The following is a 23,193-nucleotide window of genomic DNA, read 5'->3' as shown; positions in this document are numbered from 1 at the left end:
CTGACCGACGCTTTCCCGCCCCTGCTCACATACCGCCAGGCCGCCCAGGTGCTCGGCGTCACCGACCGGACGCTGCGGACGCTGGTGAGAGATGGCCGCCTGCCCGCCGTGCGATTCGGGCGGAGCGTGCGGATCGACCCCGCCGACCTGCGGCGGTTCATCGACAGCGCCAAGCGCGGCGAGAACGGGGGTGTCCGATGAGGACCCCGACGACGCCGACGGAGGCCGTGCTGGCCGCTCTCCGCGCGAAGGGCGTGAAGGTTCGGCGCAACGGCGACGGTTGGTCGTGCACCTGCCCCTCGCACGAGGACGCAAACCCGAGTCTGAGCATCGGCACGGGTGACGACGACCGATGTCTGCTCCACTGCCACGCGGGCTGCGACACAGCGGCGATCGTCGCAGCCCTCGGCCTGGCGATGAAGGACCTGATGCCGGGGTATTCGAATGGAGGCAGCTGCGCCCCACGCCGTGCGGTTGCTCGCACGACCAGCACGCCAAGCCTATCGAGCGCGTACGCAACGGCGGACGAGGCCGTAGCCGCGCTCGCACGGACGCTCGGTCCGTGCTCCAGTCGCTGGGTCTACCGCGACGCTATGGGAGAACCCGTCGGCGAGACAGTTCGCTGGAACCTCCCCACGGGCGGCAAGGATGTCCGTCCGGTGTCTCGCCGTGGTGATGGCTGGGTGATCGGCGCAATGCCCGAGCCGCGGCCGCTTCTGCACCTGACTGAGTTGTCGCGGCTGCCCGACGGGGCGTGGGTCTACATCGTCGAGGGCGAGACATGCGTGGACGCGGCCCGGGCCATCGGCCTCGTCGCCACGACCAGCGCTGGCGGGAGCAAGGCGGCGGGTAAGTCCGATTGGTCCGTCATGAAGGGCAAGGTCGCTGTGATCTTCCCTGACCGTGACGCTGCGGGCGATGCCTACGCCGAAGAGGTCGCACGATTGTGCCACGCCGCCGGCGCACAGGAAGTCCGCGTGGTGCGGCTCGCCGAGCACTGGACCGCGGTCCCACCTGGTGGCGACATCGTTGATGTGCTCGCGATGGAGGGCGGCAATGCCGAGGCGGTGCATGCGAAGATCGATGCATTGGCCGTGGCAGCCGAGCCGGTCGCACCGGAGGCACCTGTGGACCACAATCCGGACGACCGCCCCGCGTTCGACCTCGCCGCGCTCTTCCCCGCCGCCACCGCTGACATCCGAGACTACTTCGCCGACCTGGCCCGCTCGACGCAGACGCCGCCGGACATGGCCTCGCTGCTGGGCTTGGCGGTCGCGTCGGCGTGCATCTGCAACGTCTCGTGCGTCCGCGGGCATGGCGATCACATCGAGCCCGCCCCGCTGTGGGCGCTGGTGCTTTCCGAGCCGGGCACACGCAAGTCGGCCGTGCTGGCGGAACTGCTGCGGCCGATCCTGAAGTGGGAGGCAGACAAGGGTCGCGAGATGCGACCCGTCATCGCCGCGGCGGCCCAGCGGCACCGCATCACCGAGCGACGCATCCGCGCGATTGAGGATCAGGCGGGCAAGGTGGCCGACCCGTTCAAGCGGGCGGTCGTCGAAGGTGAGGCGATCCGGCTCGCCCAGGAGATGGAGGCGACGCCAGTGCCGACCGCGCCGGCGCTGCTGGCCAGTGAGCCCACGCCGGAAGCGCTCGTGCGGCAGATGAAGGAAAACCACGGTCGAGCGCTGCTCGCCAGCGCTGAGGGAGACGCACTGGACATCGTGCAAGGTCGCTATTCCGGCGTGCGGAACTATGGCGCGTTGCTCAAGGGTCATGCGGGCGATCCGATCCGTGCGCAGCGGGTTGGTCGTCCCTCCGACGTTATCGATCGTCCGGCGCTGGCCATGGCGCTGTGCGTGCAGCGGGCGGCGGTCGAAGCGGTGTGGTGCGACCCGCAGGCCGAGGGGCGTGGCCTGCTGGCGCGATTCGCCGTCATCGCCCCGCCGGACCTCGTCGGCATGCGCGATGTGCGGCCCGAGCCGGTGCGAGCGTCCGTCCGCGAGGCGTGGCAGGCCGCGCTCGCCCGCCTGCTGTCGTTCGAGCCGAGCGAAGATCCCGACACCGGCCCCGCCGTCATCGCGCTCTCACCGGAGGCCGACGGCCTCTACCACGCGTTCCAACTCCGCACCGAGGCCGCTCTGGGCTTTGGCGACCTGGCCGAACGCCGCGCATGGGGCGGCAAACTGTGTGGCCTCTCGCTGCGCATCGCGCTCACGCTGCACGCGCTGACGACTTGGGGCCGCTGCGGCACGCCAGGCGAAGCGCCGCGCATCGATGCGCAGACGTTGGCCGCCGCCATCGCGTGGGCCGACTACCTCGCCGCGTCGGAGCGCCACGCGCGGCTCAGCATCACCGAGCCCGCGGAGCAGCGCGTCGCCCGTCGCCACCTCGCCCTCATCGCACGCCACGACGGCTCGGTCAGCATCCGGGATTGGCAACGCCTCCGGTCGCTGGCGCGGGCGACGGATGCCGACGCAGAACTCGATGCGCTGGCCAAGGCCGGGCATGGCGAGTGGTCGTGGTCCGCGCCGGGGCCGCGTGGCGGGCGGCCGTCGCGGCGCTTCGTCCTGCGGGGCCGCGTTCCCGCCTCCGACACATCCCCGCCCACGGCGGCCCCAAACGCCACGGGTGGCCAGCAGGCCGGGGTTCCGTCGGTTTCGTCGGCGTCAGGCGGCACAGCCCCGCCGCACGGCGCGTGATTCCGCCCACATTCCGCCCGAATCCCCCAGTTCCGCTTGACACTCGGCCCGTCCGAGCCTGACTGGCGACACGGAGGTCCGCCCGATGGCGAGCATCACGACCCGCAAGAACGGCAGCCGGTTCATCACCTTCCACGACGCCGCGGGCAACCCGCGGCACATCACGCTCGGGCAGGTCGCCAAGCGCTACGCCGATGCGTTCAAGGTTCGCGTCGAGGACCTCGCCGCGGCCGCGCTGCACGGGCACTCGCCCACCGACGATACCTCGCGCTGGCTGTCGTCACTCGAGGATCGCCTGTACGTCAAACTCGCGGCGGTCGGTCTCGTGCCCGAGCGGCAGTGCGCCACCATCGGCACGCTGGTCGAGCGGTACATCGCGGAGCGGAAGGACGAACTCAAGCCCGAGAGCACCCGCAAACTCCGGCAGACGGAAACCAAGTTGCTGGCCTTCTTCGACAAGAACAAGTCGCTGCGGAAGATCACCGCCGAGGACGCGACGGCATGGCGACGGTCGCTCAAGGACCTGGGCCTATCCGAGGCGGCCATCCGGACGCACTGCGGCAACGTCAAGACCATGCTCGGCGAGGCGAAGCGCCGCAAGGTCATCGACGCCAACCCCTTCGACTCGCTAAGGAGCGGGCCGACGCCGAGCAAGTACACCCGGTACATCACGCCCGACGAGATTCAGCGGGTTCTCGATGCCTGCCCCGACGCGGAATGGCGGCTGCTCTTCGGCCTCGCTCGGTACGCCGGGCTCCGCATCCCCAGTGAGTCGCACCGCCTCACCTGGGCCGACGTGGACTTCGAGCGGGCACGCCTGACCGTCCACAGCCCCAAGACCGAGCGCTGGGAAGGCCACGACCAGCGGGTGGTCCCGATCACGCCGAAGTTGATGGCGCTGCTGCGCGACCGCTTCGAGACGATGCCCGAGGGCGAAGCGCCGCTGGTCACCATCGGCGGCAAGGGGGCGGTCATCCGGCGCGTGCGTCGCATCTGGGCGAAGGCGAGCGTCGAGCCGTGGGCGCGGTTGTGGCAGACGCTGCGCTCGTCGTGCGAGAAGGAATGGGCGATGACCTTCCCGCAGTTCGCCGTGAGCCGGTGGATCGGGCACAGCATCACGATCAGCGGCAAGCACTACGCCAACGCCGTCCCGGATGAACTCTTCGAGCGGGCCGCCAAGGCGACCCCCACGAAGGCCACGCCCTGCGCGCAGCGCCAGGCGCAGCGGAAGGCGTCGGATGGGGCCGGAAACGAGCAGAAACAGGGGAATGACGCGGAGCGGGCCGAAGCGCGGAACTCCGCAGATTTCCGGGACTTGCGGCTCGCTTCCGCAAGTCCCGGAGTTTCGGAAGAATGGAGCCGGGGGGAATCGAATGCCCTGGAGCTGTCGCGATTTGCCTGGGAAACAAGGCGTTATCGCGTATGTCGCGTTGAGCGCGACGCACAATGTGACGCACAGGTTTCCGCGTGGCGCACGAGGCGGGAAACGGGGCGACGAACCCGCCAACGAGGTCGCGCACGACGCCACCGGTTCGCCGGTGTCCGCGAGCGGGACGCCCGGCGGGAGTGCGGCGGGAGCCCCCAACCTCGCCCGCGTCGTGGCGGCGTGGAGGGGCTGCCGGCGGAGGTCCGGGCCGGGATCGCGGGGCGATACGGGAGGTCAATAGCCGGGACCTGACCCTGGACGTGCCTGCCTGAAGCTTCAAGTAGTTTGAAGGTTCAGGTGGGAACGGCGTGGCAAAGTGTTGACTATGACGTCCAATGGTCGATACTTTGACACATGGCCCCCAAGCCCTCTGATCCCGTCGCAGCCGCCATGCGGATGGCTGAAACCCAGGGGATGATCCGCGTCCGCGATGCGGAGGAGCGCGGCATCCACCGGGAGGTGCTCCGCCGCCTGGCCGAACAGGGCAGGCTCGTCAGGGTCGCCCGGGGGACCTACGCCCCGGCGTCGGCGGAGCCCTCGACGCACCACGACCTGGCGATCGCAGCCATCCGCGTGCCGCACGGCGTCGTCTGCCTTCTGTCGGCGCTGGCGTACCACGAGATCGGCACGCAGCTGCCGCACGAGGTCTGGATGACGATCGACCGGCGTGCCCACAAGCCGCGGGTGGACCGGCCGCCGATGCGTTTCGTGCTGGCGTCCGGCGTGGCGCTGCAACTCGGGGTCGAAACGGTGGAGATCGATGGCGTCGGCGTTCGGGTCTACAACCCGGCGAAGTGCGTGGTCGACTGCTTCCGCTACCGCCGGCACGTTGGGCTCGAGGTCGCGGTCGAGGCGCTGCGTGAGACGCTCCGGCAACGCCGGGCGACGGCGAGCGAGATCGACAAGTACGCACGGAAGTGCCGCGTCGGCTCGGTGATCCGTCCGTACCTGGAGGCGGTGGCGTGAGCGGCGTGTCGGCATCGGTCAAGCAGCGGCTGCTGAACTACAGCCGAGAACGTGGCGAGGTGTTCAACCTCGTGCTCGTGCGATTCGCCGTCGAGCGGCTGCTGTATCGGCTGACCCGGAGCCCATATGCCGACGCGTTCGTGCTGAAGGGGGCGATGCTGTTCGCGGCGTGGACCGGCAAGCCGCACCGCCCCACGCAGGATGTCGATCTGCTCGGATTCGGCGAGCCGTCCGCGGACCGGCTCGCGAAGGTCTTCCGGGAGATCGCCGCCATCGATGTCGAGCCGGACGGACTCGCATTCGACCCCGCCTCGGTGCGGGTCGAAGCAATCCGCGAGGAGGCGATCTACGACGGGCTTCGAGTTCGGATGCTCGCATTTCTCGGCACCGCAAGGATCCCGCTCCAGATTGATGTCGGCTTCGGCGACGCCATCACGCCGGGCCCACGGGAGCTGACCTTCGGCCCGATGCTCGACCTGCCCGCGCCCCGGCTGCGAACGTATCCGCCGGAGACGGTCGTCGCGGAGAAGCTCGATGCGATCATCGTACTGGGCATGGCGAACAGCCGGATGAAGGACTACTTCGACCTCTGGACCCTGCGGCAGACGACAGCGTTCGAGATGGACCTGCTCCGTGCCGCGATCGCGGCGACACTTGAACGTCGAGGTACGCCGATGCCGACCGAGCTGCCGATTGGATTGACCGATGCGTTCGCCAATGACGATTCGAAGCGGAAGCAGTGGGCCGGGTTCATCCGGAAGATGGGTGATGTCGGTGCGACGCGACCTCTGGCGGAGGTGGTCGAGCTCGTACGAACATTCCTCGAGCCCGTTCTTGTTCCGCTGTCCGATACCGACGCGGCCCGTTGGCCTGCCGGCGGGCCGTGGAGCCCGTCATCCACGACGGCCTCTGACGGCTCCGACTCCTGACAAAGCCGACAGAACCCCGCACGAAGGAACGCAGAATCGGGTGGCCCAAGGTTGTGTGGGGCGCGAGCGGGGGCGGCAACCCCCGCGTCCTGCACGGATTGGCTCGGATCGGCAGTGCTGCGGGGTGGCGTCTTCGTCGCCGTGAGATGGTGGCGGTGACCGTCCCCGCCGCCTGACGGCCGCTTCCCGCTGAGATTTTCTGCGATCCCTCGGTGCGCCCCGCGGCCCGCCCCTGCTGCGGCGTGCGCTCCCGTGCGCTGTGCGAGCGCGTTGCGCGCGCGCGTGAGAGCCGCGCAGCGCTCTTGAACGGCGTGCGCGCGCGTTATCATGTCGCAGCGCACGACGCGCGCTTCGAGGTTAGGAGGGCCGTATGAACGTCGCGCTCCGCCCGATCGAGGAGATCAGGCCCTACGAGGGCAACCCGCGCCGCAACGACCCGGCGGTGGGCGCGGTGGCCCGGTCCATCCGCGAGTTCGGCTTCCGCCAGCCGATCGTCGTGGACGAGCGCGGCGTGATCATCGTCGGCCACACGCGCTGGAAGGCGGCGCGCGAGCTGGGCCTGGAGAGCGTCCCCGTCCACGTCGCCGAGGGCCTGACGCCCGACCAGGCGCGGGCCTACCGCATCGCCGACAATTCGACCGCCTCTCTCTCGGCCTGGGACGTCGAGCTGCTGCCGGTCGAGATCGGCGCGCTGCGCGACGCCGGGCTGGACTTGACGATCCTCGGGTTCGACGACGACGAGCTGGCGCGGCTCATGGCTCCGCCGGGCAACCCCGGCCTGGCCGACCCGGACGACGTGCCCGAGCCGCCGGAGAACCCGGTGACGAGGCCCGGCGACCTGTGGGTGCTGGGCGAGCACCGGCTGCTGTGCGCCGACAGCGCGAGCGCCCCCGACGTGGACCGGCTGCTGGACGGGCGGCGCGTGCATCTGGTGAACATGGACCCGCCGTACAACGTGCGCGTCGAGCCGCGCTCGAACAACGCGATCGCGGCGGGCGTGACGTCCTTCTCGCGGCGCGAGGACCTCCAGTGCGAGAAGTCCACGACCGAGCGCGGCAAGAAGGACCGGCAGCGGTTGGCCCGGAAGTCCGCTGCGTCGCACCACCAGGGGTTCGACCTCGCGCGCCACCCCGAGAAGGCGAAGGGCACGACGAGAAAGATGCGGGCCAAGGACCGGCCGCTGGTGAACGACTTCGTCTCCGACGAGGAGTTCGGCCGCCTGCTTCTCGCGTGGTTCGGGAACGCGGCCCGGGCGCTGGAGCCGGGGCGCGGGTTCTACATCTGGGGCGGGTACGCCAACGTCGCCAACTACCCGCCCGCGCTGAAGGCCTCGGGCCTCTACTTCTCGCAGACGATCATCTGGGACAAGCAGCACCCGGTGCTGACGCGCAAGGACTTCATGGGCGCGCACGAGTGGTGTTTCTATGGATGGAAGGAGGGCGCCGCGCACGTCTTCCTCGGGCCGAACAATGTGCCCGACCTGTGGCACGTGAAGAAGGTCAACCCGCAGAGCATGGTGCACCTGACCGAGAAGCCCGTCGAGCTGGCGGCGCGCGCGATGGCCTACTCGTCGAGGCCGGGGGAGAACGTGCTGGACCTCTTCGGCGGGTCTGGTTCGACGCTGATCGCGGCCGAGCAGCAGGGGCGGCGGGCGTACCTGATGGAGATCGACCCGGCGTATGCAGATGTCATCCTGCGGCGCTGGTCCCAGTTCGTCGATCGCCAGCCGGTCCTCGACGGGACCGGAAAGACGTTCGCGGAGATCGAGGAGGTACGGCGTGCATAGTGCCTGTATCGGCTGCGGCCGTCCCGTTCCGGCGTCGCCGACGCGGCGGGCCAACGGCAGGGGCCGGTACTGTTCGCGGAGCTGCATGGCCAGATCCCGCGTGGGCCGGTTCAGCCCCCGCTGGACGCACGGCCGTTATGTTCGGAGCCGCGTCCGATGTGTGCGGTGCGGGGAGTGGTTCGTCGGCAGGGCGTCCCGACGGTTCTGCTCGGCAGCGTGCGCCAAGCACCCGGTGACCATGCCGACTTGCGAGCAATGCGGCGAGCGATTCCGCGCTGCCCGTCTCGCGCAGCGCTTCTGCTCGGCGGCTTGCAAAGTCAGGGCCCAGACGACCGGGCGCCGGACCATCCGGCGGACGGTCCGCAAGGCTCGCAGCGCGCAGAGCCTGGTGCGCTACCACGTCCAGGCCGGCAACATCGTCCACCCCGAGGTCTGCGAGGAATGCGGGGCGTCCGATCGCCGCATCGAGGCGGCGCACTTCGACTACGACGACCCGCTTCGAGTCCGATGGCTCTGCCGCTCTTGCCATGTTCGGTGGGACAAGCAGCATCCGAAGGGAGGGACGGTCGTGGTCACGCGAAACGCTCTCGCCGGAGAAACACCCGCGACCAGCATCGCGGGTGAGGGGGTAGCGTGATGCCCGGCCTACTCGTACCCGAAGGCGGGGTCGGCCGGCCCCTTCTCGCGCAGGGCGTGGACCTCGGTCATGGCGTCGAGGTGGACGCCCGCGTTGCCCGGCGCGGCCTTGTGCCGCCGCCCGTGCGCGGGGACGACGCAGCCCCGCTCCTTGAGGAAGGCCAGCGCGGTGGCGACCTGCGAGAACGGCAGGTCGGTGGCCCGCTGGATCTCGTCGCCGGTGATGGGCGCTCCGCCCGCGTCGTCAACGGCGTGGGCGACGGCCCCGTAGGCGTCGAGCGGGCATCGGTGCTCGTAGGGCGCGCCGCGCTTGGGCGTCACGCGGCGGACGAGCAAGCCGTCCTCGACGGCGAAGGACTCGGTGCGCTCGTTCACGGCTCAGTCCCCCTTTCCGTTGAAAGCGAAGCTGCCGCGCCCGGCCTTCGTGAACCGGGCCCCCGCGCCCTTGGCCGCGATCTCGCGGGCGATGGCGGCGTAGAGCGTGGCGTCGGGCGTGAGCCCCGACGGGCTCTTCCACAGGCCCTTGGCCTCCATCTCCGCGATGATCTCGCGGGCCTTCATGGGCCGGGCCGCCTCGGCCAGGACCCGCGCCGCGGCGTCGAGGGCGCTGAGTCGCTTGGGCTTGGCCTCGCGCGCGGGCTTCGCGGCCTTGGCCGCCTTGCCGCCCGCGCCCTTGGCGGGCTTGCGGGGCTTGGCCCCGTCGCGCGCCGTGTTGGCCCGTGCGGCGTCGGGCGCGGCGGCCGCGTCGGTGGCCCCGCCGCCCGGCCCGGCGGCGGACGGGGCGTCGTCGCCGCCCGCGTGGGCGGCGGGGTAGACGACCGTGAGGTCGTCGGGACTGGCGACGGGCCTGGCGACGCTGAACGTCCCGTCCTCGTGCTCGATCACGAAGTGCGGCGGGCCGAGCGCGCCGGCGCGCTTGATCGCGGGGGCGCGCCCCTTGAGGGTCTTGACGATCTCGACCTGGCCGCCGCGGCGCTTCGCCGCCTCCTCGGGCAGGACCACCGGCCCGGCGGGCGCGGCCGCGGTCTTGGCGGCCAGCGCGGCCTTGGTCCGCTGCGCGCCCTCGGCGCGCGCGGCGCTCTTGGACATGCGGGGCGGCTTCTTCGCGCCCTTGCTCGTGCTCTTGCTCTTCGTCGTCATGGTTCGTCTCCTGGTACGGGGTTCAAAAACAGCGAGGCCCGCGACGGGCGGGCCTCAGGTCAGAGGGACGATCTCGTGCCCCGCGCCGCAGCGCGGGCAGACGCTTCGGGCCGGCGGCTTGCGCCGGCGCTCGCGGGCGACGCCGTCGGCGTGGCCGCGGGCGTAGGCGGCCTCGAGCGCGGCAACCAGCGCGAGCGTGTTGGTCTCGCGGGCGTCGAGCGGGTCGGGCTGCCGCATGGCGGCGCTGGGGACGCCGAGCACCCGGCGGGCGATCTCTCGCGCGGCGCGTCGGGCGTCAGCCAGTTCGGGGTTCGCGGTCGGTTCTGGGTTCGGCTTGATCGTCATGGCGTGTCTCCTGGTTCGCGGTCAGTTGGCGCGCTGCTCGTCGTCGGCCGCGGCGTCGTCGAGGAACGCCTCGACCTCCTCCGTCGTCTTGCCGCTCATGAACGCCGCAAGGTCGATCAGGTCGCGGCGGACCTTGCCGAGGTCGCCCGGGTAGCCCCAGTTCCGGTCGGCGACCGCCGCGCGCTTGGCGTGGGCTTCGAGTTCCATCTGCAGCACGTCGATCAGGCGTGCGATGTCGCGGCTCCTGGCGGCGTAGGCCTCGGCGGCGGTCGGTTCGGGGTTCGTCGTCGTCATGGTGGTCTCCTTTCGGGCGTGGTGGCGGGGCGGTCAATCGGCGGCGATGTCCTTGGCGAGGCTCTCGATCGCGGGCGCGAGGTCGCGGATCGCCGCGAGGCGGGCGACCGCCATCTCGAGCTCGAAGGCGCTGCTCTGCAGGATGCCGCAGGTGTTGGGCATCTCGCCCTGGTCGAGCCGTCGCTCGGCCTCGTCGAGGTTCCGGCGGCACCAGGCGATCTTCTCGCGGATGTTCTGATTGGCCCACTCGGCCTCCCGCTGGAACCGGAACCGGGCGTACCCGATGGCCTTCGTGCGGTCGTGCTCGGCGTTCGTCGTCATGGTCGTGCTCCTTTGCGTTGTTCCCGCGTGCGGCCTTCCCGCCCGCGTCATGCACATGAAGCCCCATGCGCGCGCGGCTTGCAAGCGGAATCCGGCCGCATTCGCCGAGGGTTCGCACATCGAGGACAAGTCCTGCGGCCGGTGCGCCCCCGTGCGCCCCGGTGCAAGGGAGAGTCCTGAGGGGGGGGCATGGTCGAGATCGTCGAGGTCACCGCCCGCCAGGAGAAGGCGATCGCCGCCCTCATCAACGAGACGACGGTCGCGCGGGCCGCGCGCACCAGCGGCATCGGCCTGCGCACGCTCCACCGCTGGCTCGTCCACGACCCGGCCTTCCGCGCCGCCTACCGCAGCGCCCGCCGCGAGGCCTTCGGCCAGGCCGTCGCGCTCACGCAGCGCTACGCCCCACTCGCGGTCACCACGCTCGCGCAGATCCTCAGCGATCCCTCGGCCCCGCACACGGCACGCGTCTCCGCCGCCGCCGCCATCCTCCGCTTCGGCCGCGACGGCATCGAGCTCGACGACCTCGCCGACCGCGTCGAGGCCCTCGAACGCGCCCAGCGCGAAGGGAGCAACGCATGAGAACCCGCGCGCGTATCGAGCGGCTGGAGCGCAAGCGCCGCGAGCGGCCGTGCGCGCTGTGCGGCGGCCACGGCCACGACGAGGTCCTGCTGCAGGAGGAGGGCGAGCCGGAGGTCGAGCCGCGCGGGTGCAAGGCCTGCGGGCGCGTGCGCACCGTGCGCCGCATCATCCTCGCGGCGGAGGCCGGGCCGTGACGGGGCGTGGGGGCGTGGGGCGTGGACCAGCGGTAGGCGGGGAGCGGTCGGAGGCGTGAACGGGGCGCGGCGTGGGCGATCGTGGGCGTTCGTGGGCCATCGCGGCCGGGGGGTTCGGGGCAGCGGAGCTGGGGGGTTGACGGGTGACGATGCGGCTGAGCGCACGGGTCAAGCGGTTGGAGAAGGCCGAGCGCCGCTCCCGGCCTTGCCGCGCCTGCGGCGGGGGGCGCGGGCCGGTGCGCTGCCACGTCGAGACGTATTCGGGGGAGGCGAGCGACCGCTCGAAGGACTTCTGCGCGGCGTGCGGCCGGCGGCTTGTGTACTACGTCGAGTTCGACCGGGCCGGGTAGCAGCGTCGATATCGGCTTGCCTTGCCGCGCGGCGCGCGGCCGGGCGGCCGGGTTCCGGGCGGCCATCCCCCCGCCCCGGGCGGCGGGCTGAGAGTTACGCTTTGTAGAACGAGCGCAGCGATCAGCGGGCGACGCGCGAGACGCGCGCTCCATGCGGCCCTCCAGGGACCGAGCTGCGGCCGCCCGTGAGCCCGATCCGTTCGCGTGTTCGCCTACGGGGAGGGGACCAACGCGCCGGACCTCTGCGCGGAGTGTGGGCGTGCGTGGGCGATGCGGATCGAGTTCGATCGGGGCGGGTAGCGAATACAACCGCTGACCCGTCCGGGCGTGTGACACCTGCGTTCCGCGCTTCCACTGGGCCTCGACCCCACGCTCCCCCGAGGGAATCTGGTCCGTCAGGCAGAACCCAGTCGTCCCAGACATGGGCAACGTGCCAAGGGGCGTTCAGACAGGAATGTCGCGGCTGTCGTGCCATCAAGGTGATAGATCACCGCCAGCTGGGTCAATCCAGCGTGTACGAGGTTCGAGTATCGCACCTACTCAGAAAAGGAGACTCCAGATGGCACGTGTCACAATCGGTGCGTGGCGCCGGTCGGCCCGCCGGGTCCTGACCGTTACAGCTGCGGCAGCACTCGCTGCGAGCGGCACGCCGGCTCAGGCCCAGACAACTTCGGCACCCGGCGCAGTCGCCCCGAACGGCAACTTCTTCGTCATCGAGGACGAGGGTCAGAAGATCCGGATCCACGAGTGGATCGACAATCAGTGGCGCTGGGAGGACCACGGTGCGTTCGGGGATCACCTCGAGTTCTCGGCGCCTTCGTCGCTCTCGTTCACGGGCGGGTTCTACTTCACAGCGACAGACCCGTCGAACCAACTTCGCCTGCTCTCCTGGCAGCCGGGAGGGACGCCGCAGATGCTCCTGCCGAAGTTGGGGTTCGACAATCCGGGTACGCCGAGCGACATCATGTACCTCAACCGCGTCTTCGTGACGTCGGGCAACAACCTGCACGAGTACTTCGTCCGGTGGAGCGCCGTCAGCACGCCTTTCCCGCATCCGAAGAGGGACAAGGTCCATGCTCAAAGGCCGTGCGTGATGGCCGACGGGCACGTCTTTGTCACCAGCGACAAGGGCAAGCTCTTGCAGTTGTGGGATCAGCCGGGGAAGGGGTGGACCTGGGTCGATCACGATTACCCGGAGCCGGGATGGTTCAAAGTCAGGGCCGTGTTCGTCGGGGCGGGCATGCCGACCAACAAGGTGTTCGTCACGTGCAACGACGGAACGCTGCGACAGCGCTGGTGGACCGGCACGAAGTGGGAGTGGCACAACCACGGTTCGCCGTTCGGTTGGCGGATCGATTCGCGCGCGGCCGCGACCCAAGACGGGAGACTCTTCGTCACCGGCGACTGGGACCATGCGGGCGGGAACACCAGGACACTGCTGCAGTTGTACTACCACTTCGCCAGCGGGCAGTGGATTTGGTTCGATCACGGGCGTCCCTTTGGCGTCAGCATCGACGAGGTGGGCGCGGCCGTGGCGTGGGGCGTTGACCGCGCGATCGTCAAGGGCGTGGACGAGAACTTCTACGGGTGCGTGTGGAACGGGACCGCGTGGGTGTGGGATGCCTACGGGCGGCCGGTGCCGTAGAAACTGCTCGCACGACTTCAACGCACCGGCGGCCGGATCCCGCGATCCTGCCGCCGGTGCGTTGCTCAGGACGCGTTGCACGTCGCTCGCACGAGGACGGCGTTCGAACTAGATCGCTCACGCGATGATCACGGGACCGTTCCTCGCCAGCGTCGCATGTGGTCAGGCAGTGCCGACTCAGCGAAACCCTTTGTAGAAAGAGCGCAGCGATCAGCGGCGGCGGTCGGTTACGCTCGCCGGGGGGACCCGCGATCGCAACGGCTGCCATCCGGTCGTCGTCTACGAACCGAGGCCGCCATCCGATGCCTGCGGCTCAGCAGACGACAACTGGCTGGCGGCCGCTCTTGTGCAAACTTGGAGTCGCAGTGTGGCTTGCCGCTTCATCGCATCATCGAGCCGCTTTACGAGCAGGCCCCTTCGATCGGCAAGGTCGCCGTCGAGTCGGACGGAACGAGCAACTTGCAACACCTCTTCCACCATCTTCACGAGTTCCTTCTTCAGAGCACCCGCACCGCTCGGATCGACTACGGCGGCACGAGCCCACTCGTCGACGGCACGCTCGGTGTACGAGAGGAAGGTAAACAGCAACTCGGCGCAATCCTGGGTAGAGCGAACGTACACCGGCGATACCTGCGAGGACTTCAGCCGTCGCCTGAAGTACACGCCGCCAATGAACTCGCCCGCATTGGCATTGAACGCGAGTGTCAGATGGCGGTTGTGCTTCCACCACGCGAGCTGAGCACGCAGCACGTGGACGCCGTCCTTTTCAAGGCACTGCCACTGGTCGTCGAGCTGCCCCCGGATCGTCTCCTTGAACATGACCCAGTCGTCCAAGCCTCGCATCGACGTTTGGACGAGGAGCGCCAGCCGCTCCCCGCCGCTCTCCGATTCGAGCGCACTGCGACTATCAGGTCGTCCAATCCAACCCCCGGTTTCGGCCACCATCAGCAGGTGCGTCCACCGTTTGTCCCTGAGGAGCGCCGCCGTGGTCCGCTGCAACGAGAGTGTGTTCTCGATGGGTGTCGGACACTCGAAGAGCCACTCGACCCGGGGGTCGATGCCCCCGATGAGCTCGATCTCGTCCGACTCGAAGACCTGACGGAAGAAGTCCCTCAAAGCATCCTCGTGCGTGATGGGCGCCGCCCTCGATATTCGCCCGTCCTCGCCGATACTCGGAACCCGCTCGGTCTCCGTCAACCGGCCGAAACGGCGCACAAGTTCATCCAAGCAGGCCATTGGCGTCTCGTGCCGGCAGAAGAACGTCTCTCGCACGTCCGAGTGTCCGCTCTCTTTCCACAGACCGCCGAGAGCCGTGTCAAGCCAACGCCGATCCTGCTCCGATGACCTGGTCGCGCAGCGCTTGTACCTGTGGATGCGGTGCGTTCGGGCCATCGTCGAGGCGTTCACCATCCCCTTGCACTTGAGCAGGTGCAGCAAGGCCTCGACGTAGAAGCGACGCACCGCCGTGTGCGGCTGAGCCGACTCTCCGTGACGGAACAGGCAGTGCAACGCAAAGTGACGCGCCGCGGGAACGACCCGATTCGCCTCGTCAAGCTCGGATGCAACCTGATCCCACACCGCCCACAGCAGGTCGTCCAGCGAGACGGTCGTCCCGTCGGTCGAACACTCCTCCGCGGACAAGACTCGTGTCTTGGAGCGGAGATCGTCGAGGACGTCCCGCTCCGGGTTCGTGGGGCGCATGCACCCGGAATCGCGTGTGACTTGGAGGAACTCGGGCAGCTTGGAATTGAGTCGCGTGACGAGCAGCGATCTCAACAGGTCGGTCCGATGCACGACCCAGTTGCTGAAGTCGCGGTCTCGCCAGCTGTATCCTAGACTCACCAGATGCACGATCGGGGGCGCGCCGCCGTCGCCGTCCGTCCCGAAGAACGTGTCGTCCAGCAGGTTCGCCAGCTCAGGCGTGATGAGCCGCGTGTCCTCGGGCGTAAACCGCAGTGTCACGGGCACGCGCACCGTGCCGTGGAGCTTGATCAAACGCGGCCGGCGCGGGAGCGCGAGGGGCAATGGCTGCCGGTCGGAGACGATCAGGTCGTACCCGTCAGGGCCGATCTCGTTGTCGAGCGTGTTCTCAAGCAGGTCGTCGAAGTTGAACGAGACCACGTGGTCGACGAACCCGTGCTTGACCAGGTGCGCCAGAAGCTCGTAAGCGAGCTGCGGTCGCGGCTCCGCGAGGTCCCCCTCCGCCTCTCCCCGCATGTCGCCCGGGGCGCGTTCCCCCCACGTGGCCGTGTAGAGTTTTCGAAGCTGCTCGCGCAGACCGCGGCCCAGCGTTGAGAACCCGGTGGCGACGCTGCAGATCTCGGGAAGGCTGGCGACGCGCTTGAGCAGTTCAAGATCGAGTCCCTCGGACTGCGAAGTGCCCGGGGGGTCCGGAGCAAGCCGGGCCCACAACTCGCGGAAGAGCACTTCATGCTCCGCAAGCATCGACCTGAGCCGGGCCTCGACCGGACCGTTCATGGCGTCGTCCCAGAGCGGCAGCTTCGAGCCGTCGGATAGCGCACCACCCACAACCACCACGACCCGCACTGGCCCCTCGCGCTTGTCTACACCCCCAGCGCCGGACGTGTGCCAATTGCGGCCCGCGCTCTCGTACCGCTCCCTCAGCAGCAGGACCAGGTCTTGCGGTCTGGCGCGGACAGGAATCCCTTCAGGCATGCCCGCAGCATACCGACCGCAGGCACGTTCTCATCGGCGTGGTCCTCTTTCCCGCCGGATACCACGCGGCTCGGCACCTTGAGCCGGGGCTCCGCCAGGGCCAAAGTCACGCTTTTGCACGAAACCGAAGCGATCGGGGCGCGGACCCCCGCTCAGCCCCCTCCAAGCCTCCGCCGGGCGTCGGCCTCATCCCCGCGAAGCCGCTCCATGTAACGCTGCCAGACGCCCTCGCGGGCGAGTTTCATGCCGGCGGTCCACAGGCTGATCCCCAGCACCTCCATCTGCTCGGTCGTGATCAGCGCGGGCACGGCCTCCTGCTTGCAGTCGAACGACACCGAAACCTCGTACCCCTCACGCCTGCACACGCACATGACGATGTTGCCGACGCGCGTCGTCTCAAGCTCGAACCCGTCGTCGGTCCGCAGCAGGCCCACGGGCAAATTCTACAGACGGGCAGGCGGCCCGCAGAGTGTTTTTTGGCTCGAACCCCGCAATTCGGGCTGGCTCGGTGACCGGCCAAAAGTCACGCTTTGGTGTCATCGCGCAACTTCTTTGCCCACAAGCGATTATGCCCTTGATCCATGACGCCCGCCCGAGGTACCGGTGTCCTCCGGCCCGCCCCCCGAGCGCGGCTGCCAAGGAGAGACGCCATGCCCACCGCGGCCCCCCGGCCCGCACGGCCCTGCGCCCGACGCCGCTTCCCGCCCGAGGTTCTGACCGACGCCGAGGTGCGGGCCCTCATGGACGCCTGCGGCCGGGGCCGCCCGACGTTCCACCGCAACCGCGCCCTCATCGCCGTCCTCTACCGCGGCGGCCTGCGCGTCTCCGAGGCCCTCGCCCTCTACCCCAAGGACCTCGACCCCGCGTCGGGGGCCGTGCGCGTCCTCAAGGGTAAGGGCGGCCGCGCCCGCACCATCGGCCTCGACCCCGGCGCCTTCGCCGTGCTGGGCCTCTGGCTCGACGCCCGGGCGCGGCTGGGCCTCAGCGGCCGCTCGCCCGTCTTCTGCACCGCCCGCGGCGAGCCGGTCACGTCGTCCTACGTGCGCCGGCTGCTGGCCAGCCTCGGCGCGCGGGCCGGGATCGAGAAGCGGGTCCACGCGCACGGCCTGCGGCACACCCACGCGGCCGAGCTGCGGGCCGAGGGCGTGGACATCGGGATCATCTCGAAGCAGCTGGGGCACCGGTCCATCGCCACGACGGCACGCTACCTCGACCACATCGCGCCGTGGGCGGTGGTGGAGGTGATCAGGGGGAGGGCGTGGTGAGCGGCGACAATGGCGGTAGCACAGGTTGACGAGATACACGAGACGTCAGGTCAACGCGCACTCCGAGTCCCAGGTAAACGCACAGGTCGGTCGATTTCGGGTCCTCCGGGGGCACGGCTGGGAGCTGCAAACTCAGTCGAGGACGGACTTGAAGAACGCGTCGGCGACGTCCGCGTAGAACTCGATGTTGATCCTCGTCCAAAGGTCATCCGGCAGATCGTTGAGTTGGCGGCGAGCCGACACGGGCATCAGCAAGGTGCTCGCCTGCTTCTCAATCGCGACCTCGGCAATCGCGACAGCGTTCGGGATCATCTCCACCGATCCCCCTAGGTTCAAAGATCCGACGACGATTAGGCCGCCCTTCGTGCTGCGCTCCATGAGGGCCCCGGCCAGCGCGACCAACACGGGTAGCCCGAGCCCCACGCCAGATCGGTCGTTGTCCATGGCCCGCATCTGGATCGAGAACTCGTGGTGCCGCGGGTCGCGGTCACCGATCAGCACCTTGCTCTGTGTGTAGAGGTTCTGTTCGCCGAACTTGACGCTCTCTCGGAACCCAGGCGGTGCCGGCGTATTCAGGATCTTGACGCCGCTGCCCGGGCCCACAGATACCTCGATGCGATAGAGGCTCGGCCCGGCGTCCGGTCCTCCCGGGCTGACCGCCCATACCTGGCCCGGCGGCAGCGGGTCCCCATCGATCGCCTCGTCACTGTGGAGCTCTGGTGTTGAAACAAACTGCTCAACTCCATCCACTCCGAGTGTGTAGCTGAAGTGCGTGTTGCGGAACTCGCTTTTCAGGCATCGCTTCTGCTGTTCCTTCACTCGCCGACGAGCTTCGAGCGCGAGACGGATGATGGGTTCGAGTTCCTCGTTCGGGATCGGTTGAGCCGGGTCGGGGAAGAGCAGCTTCACCATGCCGCTGATGGTCTTGTTCACCGCTTCGATGTCGCGTCCGCTCAGGGCGCCGCCGAAGAACACGCGGTTCTGGAGGACCGAGATCCTGCTGGTCGGCCGCAGCCTCGTCCAGCATTCGCTGAGGAAGTCGCTGACTAGGCCGAAGTGATCGGTGAGATGATCCGACCCCTTGAGCTTGGGGAAGTCCCAGCCGGGCACGTAGGCGTGAATACGATCGTGGAAAGCCGTATCATCGCGCATCTCCGCGGGCAACGTGCTCAGCAGGTGCCCGATCCGCTGCTGCTGCTCCACGTCAACGTCGAAGTTCCCCACCATCACAATGCCACCTTCGGCTCGAATGCTCTCCTTTCCGCGGCTGAACTCGCCGGATGCCATGTAGCCCTTCATGATGTTCACGCCGTCTTTCTGGTCGAATGAGACGCCGGAGATCTCGTCGAAGCAGACGACGTCGTACTGGCACACCAGCCCCCGCTGTCCGCTGGCGTTGTTGACGAACATCTTCGCGACCGTGGCTTTGCCGCCGGAGATCAGATGCGAGTATGGCGAGATCTGCTGGAACAGGTGGCTCTTGCCGGTGCCGCGCGGGCCAAGTTCGACGAGGTTGTAGTTGCGCTCGACAAAGGTCACCATGCGGAGCATCGCCACGAGCTTGGCTCGTTCCGAAAGTGCTGAGGGCTCAAGGCCGATCGAACGGATCAGGAAGTCGCGCCATTCGGCCGTAGAGAACGCGCGGCGGCCCTCGATCAGGACATCCAGCACATCAGATTTTGACATCTGGATCGGGCGCAACGCGGCGACGCGGAAGGGGCGGCCGTTCTTCTCCTGCGCGACCACTGCGTCATACTCAAGGGTCACTTCGGCGTAAAAGCCATCTGTGAGCATTCGCTCATGCTCGTTGACCAGCGCGTCGGAGATCTGCACGTCCTTCAGGGCCAGGCTGGGGAGCTCGGCCACGTAGCAGTCGTTGCGTGTGTCGAGCTTCGCCCTGACAATGTCGATGAGCTTGACAGAGCCCTTGTCGCGCGCCTTGTGCTTGAACACCTCCTCCTGTCCGGTCTTGACCGTACGATCTTGAAGCTGCCGTTCGACGATCTCAAGCCCCTCGGCGATCTCCCGCTCATCGACGGTTGCGCAGTAGCGCCCGAGCAGGAACTCAACGACGTAGGTCGGCACCGGATACTGGCGCGCGTACCTGCGCACAAGGTCCTTCCGGACGAGATATCCGTCGAAGACCGAGGCCGCGAGCCTGTCCAGCGCATCCATCGCAACGGTCGTCGTCGTAGTCATCGCGTACTCCTCAGTCCCCGCCTCCGACTGTCGTCGGCTGCTTGGTCAGGACTCTGCCCTCAGGATCGAGGACGACAAGCACCGCGGCGGCGCCGGCCAGATCCTCGTCCTCAACAACTAGCCCGGCTCGTCCGCCTTCGTCAAGGCGCTTCGCGCTGACGGCGACGGACGACGAGGGCGACGCCGGCTTCGTGCGTATGTCAACTGACCAGGTCGTATTTGCCGGCTCGACGGTCAGTCGGCAGCGCAGGCCGAGCCACTGCGCATCGACGATGGATGCCGTTCCGCCGCTCGTGTCTGCTCCGGGCTGCACGAGTAGATCGGCCACTAGGCATTCCTGGAGGCTGACACCGCCATGCGCGTACTCGTGACCAGCAGAGAAGCAGCAGGCACCCGGAGCGAGCGCGAACTCCGCGGTGTGGTTCCAGTGCCATCCCGCCGTTGGGACGCTCACCTTCGAGGCGCCCTTGATCGCCGCGCATCGCGACCACTTGCACTCGACGAGGTAGCGAGGAAGGTCGTGCCGCGGCAGTCCGCCAGGAACGAGCAGCCATCCATGATCCGTGACGACGCGGACAGCGCGCCAGCCGGCGTCGATGAGCTCGACGATGCGCTCCGTCAGGCGGTCGAGTTCGTCTTCGAGCTGGCCGGCGAGGGCCGCCTTTAGGTCGTGGCCGCGCCTGTCGATCTGTCCGAACTCCGCCCAGCCGCGGGCGCTCTTCTTGCCAGGGTCTCCGCACTCACCGGCCGAAATGACTTGATACCCAGCCTCTTCCAGGAGCCTGCGGAATCGTGGCGCCGTCAGAGACTGCCCGGTCGCGTCGATGTCCGGCGCGAACGTCTCTGGGAGATCCACGCCGCGGATCCGGTCCGCCACCGGCGAGACGGCCGGCTTCGCGGTAGCCGTGACAGAGGGGAGGGCGGCCCATCGCCGATGCTGACGGACCTGGAGGGATCGTTCCTCGCACGCTGCGACGACCCGCTGCGCAAGGTCGAATCGCAGTCCATCGGCAAACAGGATGCACGTCTCGGCGTCACATGTCACCAGCGGTTGCTGGCCGGCATAGGGCAGTGGACTGCCAGCCGACAGCCTCTGGAGGCGCTCCGCCGCCGCTTCCAGCCACGGCAGGTACACCGCGCGAACGGCAGCGCTGACCGCCTTGGCGTCCGCCGCCGAGCGGACAGCGGCAAGCGAACGAATCGCGGCGTCGTCCGCCAGAAATCCACCCTCGGCGTAGAGCGCGGCCATCTCCTCCGGAGACTCGCCTCCGACGTGGGACGCCGTGCGCTCCGCAAGCCGGGCGAGGTGCTCGAGCGCGAGCGCGAGCGGCGCCAACCCCAATCGCGACCACACCCATCGCCGGCGAGGGGCGTGCTCCTGCTCGAGCTCATCGATTCGAGCTCGTGCGACGCTGGCCTCGGCGCCGTCGAGCGCCACGAGCACGTCCCGGAGCCGCGTCTCGGCCTCCCGGTTTTCGTCGGGCCATGATTCTCTGACGAACGCGAGGGTGCCCACGGGCTTCGACCGCGTGAGCAGATCCGGAATGCCCGGATAGGCGGCCGGCGACTCGCAGAAGCGACGCCACAGCGATGTCCAGGCCGCGTCCTCATGCAGGCCGAGACGCTCGCCTGCGGTCAACTCGCCATCAGCTTCCGGGTCGAACCCATAGTCCTCGCGGCACCGGTTGCAGAAGGCGTGCCACTTGCCTTCGCCCATGTAGGTCTCGCGAGCGCCGCCCGGGTCGCTCATCCAGCGGAGCAGATCGCGCGGCTGGTCGCCGACCATGAGCCGGTCGAAGTCCTCGGCCTCGAGCCGACCGCTCAGCCGGCTCAACGGCGTATCAGCCAGGATCGGCAGCGACGCCATGATCGATCGCTTCGTAGCCGCGTCTTTGGCCACGTCGAGCCCGACACCCTCATCAGAGACAAGGAACGCCTCGACGGTCCAGTCCCGTCCGCTGCGCTGTGTCCAGACGACGCCGCGGTACTGGAGTTCGACGAGGGGCTGGAGCTCGCGGGGGCACTCGTCGCCGGCGCGAAGGGCCTGGCGCGTCACATCTGGCATGTAGACGATGGGGATCTCGTCCGCGGGCATGTCGAGGTCATCCAGCGTCCGCGCAATCGCACAACGGATCCAGATGGCCGGTCCGGTCCGCGTCTTGGGATCGTACTCGCCGAGCGTAAGCAACTGCGGCAAACGTTCGCGCAGCACCGGCAGCAGCGGACGCCACTCGCCCTTCGCATCTGTCCACAGGATTGCCGCCGGCGCCTCCTCGACTCCCGGCTGATGACGCGCTGCGTCGGCGAGCGAGGCGATGATCGCTTCGAGAAGTGAACCGGGAGAAGTGGAGGTAGCCGGCATCACCCGTTCTCCTCCTCGAGTTGAAGCAGGAACAGCAGCCACGAATCGGTCCGCAGAACCAATGCGCGCAGCTGCTCGTCCGTCAATCCGGACTCGATCTGATGCACGCGGTTGAAGATCTCAATCATCTTGACGAGCGCCTGGGTGTCGTGCGTAACGAAGTCCGAAAGCGGTGCGTGATTGACGTGGCGGCAGATGTAGAGCACCCGAGCTCGCCTCGTCGGCCGGCCGTTGCTCACGAGAGTCGAATCATTACCGGCGTGTTGCAACACCGCCTCATCCGGCGCGAGTCGTCGCAGTAGGTGACCCCACAGCTCGCGAAGTGACGCCAGGACGTGCCGGGCGCGATCCGTCCCCCCGCTCTCGATCGCCTCTCGCGCACCTCGATATGCCTTGGCCAGTGCTGGATCGACCCGCTCAAGCAATGGAATGCAGCCGGACACCTCATCCCGCACATCGACCAGGAGATCGCTGTCGGTCTCGTCGTACTCGCCAGACGTGCCCTCATCGGGCGCAATACTCACGAGCGCGTGCCCGCTCGTGAATACCTCGCGACTCGCCCCGGGCATGACGAATGACGGAAGTGCGGTGAGATCGGCACAGGAAGCGATCGACTCCGCGAGGGCGTCGAACGAGGCGGTGAATCGGCCTGTCCGGAGACTCAACTGGTTGATCAGGTTCTGCTCGATCTGGAAGGCGTTGCGCCATCGATCAAGGTTGAGATCTGCCAGAAGTCGTTCGGACGCAACGAGTCGTTCCACGGTCGATGCCAGCGAGCAGGCGGAGGAAGCACGGAGGCGCTCGACCGCGTCCTGAATCGGCGACATCTGTTCCAGCCAACTCTGGTGAACCAGACCCAGATCCGGAAGCGTCGGCGCATTGATCCTGACGCGGTCCATGAGACTGAAGACACGGTCGTTGGCGCGGACGATCTCCGCGGCCTGGATGAATGACCGATCGATCCCAAGTCGCGACTGCAAGTCTAAGTGAGCATCGCGAAACGGCCGCAGAGTCTGCTCCATCTGCTCCTGGATGCGGAGCATCGGCTGCAGATCGCGCATGATGCGCTCAAGCTGCCGTTGCAGCGTTAGGTGCGAACTACTCATGGGAACGCTCAAGCACGAGCCTCACTTCTTCCGCCGGTTGTAGGGCGACTGGTTCGTCGGCTTCAAGGATTGGCCGATCTCGGACGCCTTGCCCTGAACGGCGCCGGGCGTGCGCCCCAGCTTGAGCCCCATCACGCGCGTCGGGGTGTTCTCCTTCGCGAGCTGCTTCAGTTGCTTGATGTCCTGCGATGTCCAGGGCGTGTTGTGGTTCTTGGGGGTCTTGCTCATGACGGTCTCCATTTGAGCCTGCGATGTGCCTACGGACTCCTGTGCAT

The 23,193-nt window shown here is 68.3% G+C and carries 23 protein-coding genes; 12 read left to right on the top strand and 11 right to left on the bottom strand.

Annotation, left to right across the window (positions count from 1 at the left end):
* The 7 genes from FBT69_02855 (at window position 1) to FBT69_02825 (ending at window position 8,443) form a co-directional block, all read left to right on the top strand.
* On the top strand, window positions 1-201 hold the full coding sequence (locus FBT69_02855; protein ID MDL1903735.1) for a helix-turn-helix domain-containing protein: 201 nt from the start codon (window positions 1-3) through the stop codon (window positions 199-201).
* Window positions 198-2,699, top strand: a complete 2,502-nt coding sequence (locus tag FBT69_02850) for a DUF3987 domain-containing protein (protein ID MDL1903734.1) — start codon at window positions 198-200, stop codon at window positions 2,697-2,699. The genes FBT69_02855 and FBT69_02850 overlap by 4 nt, the downstream gene beginning before the upstream one ends.
* An 85-nt stretch (window positions 2,700-2,784) precedes the next feature.
* A complete protein-coding gene (locus FBT69_02845) occupies window positions 2,785-4,377 on the top strand; it encodes a hypothetical protein (GenBank protein MDL1903733.1) in 1,593 nt (530 codons plus the stop codon).
* A 102-nt stretch (window positions 4,378-4,479) separates the two neighbouring features.
* Entirely contained in the window at window positions 4,480-5,091 is a 612-nt protein-coding gene (locus FBT69_02840) for a transcriptional regulator (GenBank protein MDL1903732.1), read from the top strand.
* Window positions 5,088-6,020 (top strand): nucleotidyl transferase AbiEii/AbiGii toxin family protein, encoded by a 933-nt coding sequence (locus FBT69_02835; protein ID MDL1903731.1) that lies wholly within the window; start codon window positions 5,088-5,090, stop codon window positions 6,018-6,020. Before FBT69_02840 ends, FBT69_02835 begins: the two co-directional genes overlap by 4 nt.
* A 370-nt stretch (window positions 6,021-6,390) precedes the next feature.
* Window positions 6,391-7,806, top strand: coding sequence for a chromosome partitioning protein ParB (locus tag FBT69_02830; GenBank protein MDL1903730.1), 1,416 nt, complete (start codon window positions 6,391-6,393; stop codon window positions 7,804-7,806).
* Between the two features lie 85 nt (window positions 7,807-7,891).
* The gene (locus tag FBT69_02825) at window positions 7,892-8,443 is read left to right on the top strand and encodes a hypothetical protein (GenBank protein MDL1903729.1); all 552 of its coding nucleotides are present in this window, start codon (window positions 7,892-7,894) and stop codon (window positions 8,441-8,443) included.
* A gap of 8 nt (window positions 8,444-8,451) precedes the next feature.
* Here the strand turns inward: FBT69_02825 and FBT69_02820 are convergent, their stop codons facing one another.
* The 5 genes from FBT69_02820 to FBT69_02800 are packed head-to-tail and all read right to left on the bottom strand — an operon-like array spanning window position 8,452 to window position 10,542.
* The gene (locus tag FBT69_02820) at window positions 8,452-8,817 is read right to left on the bottom strand and encodes a hypothetical protein (protein ID MDL1903728.1); all 366 of its coding nucleotides are present in this window, start codon (window positions 8,815-8,817) and stop codon (window positions 8,452-8,454) included.
* Between the two features lie 3 nt (window positions 8,818-8,820).
* Entirely contained in the window at window positions 8,821-9,582 is a 762-nt protein-coding gene (locus FBT69_02815) for a hypothetical protein (protein MDL1903727.1), read from the bottom strand.
* Between the two features lie 54 nt (window positions 9,583-9,636).
* Window positions 9,637-9,927, bottom strand: a complete 291-nt coding sequence (locus FBT69_02810; protein ID MDL1903726.1) for a hypothetical protein — start codon at window positions 9,925-9,927, stop codon at window positions 9,637-9,639.
* 21 nt (window positions 9,928-9,948) lie between these two features.
* On the bottom strand, window positions 9,949-10,221 hold the full coding sequence (locus tag FBT69_02805) for a hypothetical protein (GenBank protein ID MDL1903725.1): 273 nt from the start codon (window positions 10,219-10,221) through the stop codon (window positions 9,949-9,951).
* Window positions 10,222-10,254: 33 nt separating this feature from the next.
* Window positions 10,255-10,542 carry a hypothetical protein gene (locus tag FBT69_02800; protein ID MDL1903724.1) on the bottom strand — a complete coding sequence of 96 codons (288 nt, stop codon included), beginning with the start codon at window positions 10,540-10,542 and terminating at the stop codon, window positions 10,255-10,257.
* 189 nt (window positions 10,543-10,731) lie between these two features.
* On the opposite strand from FBT69_02800, the gene FBT69_02795 reads away from it, so the two are divergent.
* From FBT69_02795 to FBT69_02780, 4 genes are all read left to right on the top strand, one after another.
* Complete coding sequence (locus FBT69_02795) at window positions 10,732-11,121, top strand: hypothetical protein (GenBank protein MDL1903723.1); 390 nt, start codon at window positions 10,732-10,734, stop codon at window positions 11,119-11,121.
* The gene (locus FBT69_02790) at window positions 11,118-11,315 is read left to right on the top strand and encodes a hypothetical protein (GenBank protein MDL1903722.1); all 198 of its coding nucleotides are present in this window, start codon (window positions 11,118-11,120) and stop codon (window positions 11,313-11,315) included. Before FBT69_02795 ends, FBT69_02790 begins: the two co-directional genes overlap by 4 nt.
* A 143-nt stretch (window positions 11,316-11,458) precedes the next feature.
* The gene (locus tag FBT69_02785) at window positions 11,459-11,665 is read left to right on the top strand and encodes a hypothetical protein (protein ID MDL1903721.1); all 207 of its coding nucleotides are present in this window, start codon (window positions 11,459-11,461) and stop codon (window positions 11,663-11,665) included.
* Window positions 11,666-12,224: 559 nt separating this feature from the next.
* On the top strand, window positions 12,225-13,310 hold the full coding sequence (locus tag FBT69_02780) for a hypothetical protein (GenBank protein MDL1903720.1): 1,086 nt from the start codon (window positions 12,225-12,227) through the stop codon (window positions 13,308-13,310).
* Between the two features lie 279 nt (window positions 13,311-13,589).
* Here FBT69_02780 and FBT69_02775 read toward each other — a convergent pair whose 3' ends face one another.
* On the bottom strand, window positions 13,590-15,986 hold the full coding sequence (locus FBT69_02775; protein MDL1903719.1) for a hypothetical protein: 2,397 nt from the start codon (window positions 15,984-15,986) through the stop codon (window positions 13,590-13,592).
* Window positions 15,987-16,138: 152 nt separating this feature from the next.
* Window positions 16,139-16,420, bottom strand: a complete 282-nt coding sequence (locus FBT69_02770) for a hypothetical protein (protein ID MDL1903718.1) — start codon at window positions 16,418-16,420, stop codon at window positions 16,139-16,141.
* Between the two features lie 147 nt (window positions 16,421-16,567).
* Between FBT69_02770 and FBT69_02765 the strand changes: the two genes are divergently transcribed.
* Complete coding sequence (locus tag FBT69_02765; GenBank protein MDL1903717.1) at window positions 16,568-17,251, top strand: phage integrase family protein; 684 nt, start codon at window positions 16,568-16,570, stop codon at window positions 17,249-17,251.
* 132 nt (window positions 17,252-17,383) lie between these two features.
* Here the strand turns inward: FBT69_02765 and brxL are convergent, their stop codons facing one another.
* The 4 genes from brxL to FBT69_02745 all read right to left on the bottom strand — a co-directional run bounded on the left by brxL (window position 17,384) and on the right by FBT69_02745 (window position 23,146).
* Window positions 17,384-19,450: a BREX system Lon protease-like protein BrxL gene (gene brxL / locus FBT69_02760; GenBank protein MDL1903716.1), complete on the bottom strand. Its 2,067-nt coding sequence runs from the start codon at window positions 19,448-19,450 to the stop codon at window positions 17,384-17,386.
* A 10-nt stretch (window positions 19,451-19,460) separates the two neighbouring features.
* Window positions 19,461-21,812 carry a BREX-1 system phosphatase PglZ type B gene (pglZ, locus tag FBT69_02755; GenBank protein ID MDL1903715.1) on the bottom strand — a complete coding sequence of 784 codons (2,352 nt, stop codon included), beginning with the start codon at window positions 21,810-21,812 and terminating at the stop codon, window positions 19,461-19,463.
* Window positions 21,812-22,873 carry a hypothetical protein gene (locus FBT69_02750; GenBank protein ID MDL1903714.1) on the bottom strand — a complete coding sequence of 354 codons (1,062 nt, stop codon included), beginning with the start codon at window positions 22,871-22,873 and terminating at the stop codon, window positions 21,812-21,814. Before FBT69_02750 ends, pglZ begins: the two co-directional genes overlap by 1 nt.
* Window positions 22,874-22,939: 66 nt before the next feature.
* On the bottom strand, window positions 22,940-23,146 hold the full coding sequence (locus tag FBT69_02745) for a hypothetical protein (protein ID MDL1903713.1): 207 nt from the start codon (window positions 23,144-23,146) through the stop codon (window positions 22,940-22,942).
* Window positions 23,147-23,193 lie beyond the last annotated feature (47 nt).

It is taken from the genome of Synechococcales cyanobacterium CNB (assembly GCA_030263455.1).
In the GTDB taxonomy this organism is placed as follows: Bacteria; Planctomycetota; Phycisphaerae; order Phycisphaerales; family UBA1924; genus CAADGN01.
Note: the sequence above shows the minus strand (reverse complement) of the source record. Positions and strands in the feature narration are given on the sequence as shown.

What these genes read in the sequence shown, in the direction of transcription:
- FBT69_02850 (MDL1903734.1), top strand. Translation starts at nt 198, where the DNA reads ATGAGGACCCCGACGACGCCGACGGAGGCCGTGCTGGCCGCTCTCCGC.
- FBT69_02845 (MDL1903733.1), top strand. Translation starts at nt 2,785, where the DNA reads ATGGCGAGCATCACGACCCGCAAGAACGGCAGCCGGTTCATCACCTTC.
- FBT69_02840 (MDL1903732.1), top strand. Translation starts at nt 4,480, where the DNA reads ATGGCCCCCAAGCCCTCTGATCCCGTCGCAGCCGCCATGCGGATGGCT.
- FBT69_02830 (MDL1903730.1), top strand. Translation starts at nt 6,391, where the DNA reads ATGAACGTCGCGCTCCGCCCGATCGAGGAGATCAGGCCCTACGAGGGC.
- FBT69_02825 (MDL1903729.1), top strand. Translation starts at nt 7,892, where the DNA reads ATGGCCAGATCCCGCGTGGGCCGGTTCAGCCCCCGCTGGACGCACGGC.
- FBT69_02815 (MDL1903727.1), bottom strand. Translation starts at nt 9,582, where the DNA reads ATGACGACGAAGAGCAAGAGCACGAGCAAGGGCGCGAAGAAGCCGCCC.
- FBT69_02810 (MDL1903726.1), bottom strand. Translation starts at nt 9,927, where the DNA reads ATGACGATCAAGCCGAACCCAGAACCGACCGCGAACCCCGAACTGGCT.
- FBT69_02805 (MDL1903725.1), bottom strand. Translation starts at nt 10,221, where the DNA reads ATGACGACGACGAACCCCGAACCGACCGCCGCCGAGGCCTACGCCGCC.
- FBT69_02800 (MDL1903724.1), bottom strand. Translation starts at nt 10,542, where the DNA reads ATGACGACGAACGCCGAGCACGACCGCACGAAGGCCATCGGGTACGCC.
- FBT69_02795 (MDL1903723.1), top strand. Translation starts at nt 10,732, where the DNA reads ATGGTCGAGATCGTCGAGGTCACCGCCCGCCAGGAGAAGGCGATCGCC.
- FBT69_02790 (MDL1903722.1), top strand. Translation starts at nt 11,118, where the DNA reads ATGAGAACCCGCGCGCGTATCGAGCGGCTGGAGCGCAAGCGCCGCGAG.
- FBT69_02780 (MDL1903720.1), top strand. Translation starts at nt 12,225, where the DNA reads ATGGCACGTGTCACAATCGGTGCGTGGCGCCGGTCGGCCCGCCGGGTC.
- FBT69_02775 (MDL1903719.1), bottom strand. Translation starts at nt 15,986, where the DNA reads ATGCCTGAAGGGATTCCTGTCCGCGCCAGACCGCAAGACCTGGTCCTG.
- FBT69_02765 (MDL1903717.1), top strand. Translation starts at nt 16,568, where the DNA reads ATGACGCCCGCCCGAGGTACCGGTGTCCTCCGGCCCGCCCCCCGAGCG.
- brxL (MDL1903716.1), bottom strand. Translation starts at nt 19,450, where the DNA reads ATGACTACGACGACGACCGTTGCGATGGATGCGCTGGACAGGCTCGCG.
- pglZ (MDL1903715.1), bottom strand. Translation starts at nt 21,812, where the DNA reads ATGCCGGCTACCTCCACTTCTCCCGGTTCACTTCTCGAAGCGATCATC.
- FBT69_02750 (MDL1903714.1), bottom strand. Translation starts at nt 22,873, where the DNA reads ATGCGCGATCTGCAGCCGATGCTCCGCATCCAGGAGCAGATGGAGCAG.
- FBT69_02745 (MDL1903713.1), bottom strand. Translation starts at nt 23,146, where the DNA reads ATGAGCAAGACCCCCAAGAACCACAACACGCCCTGGACATCGCAGGAC.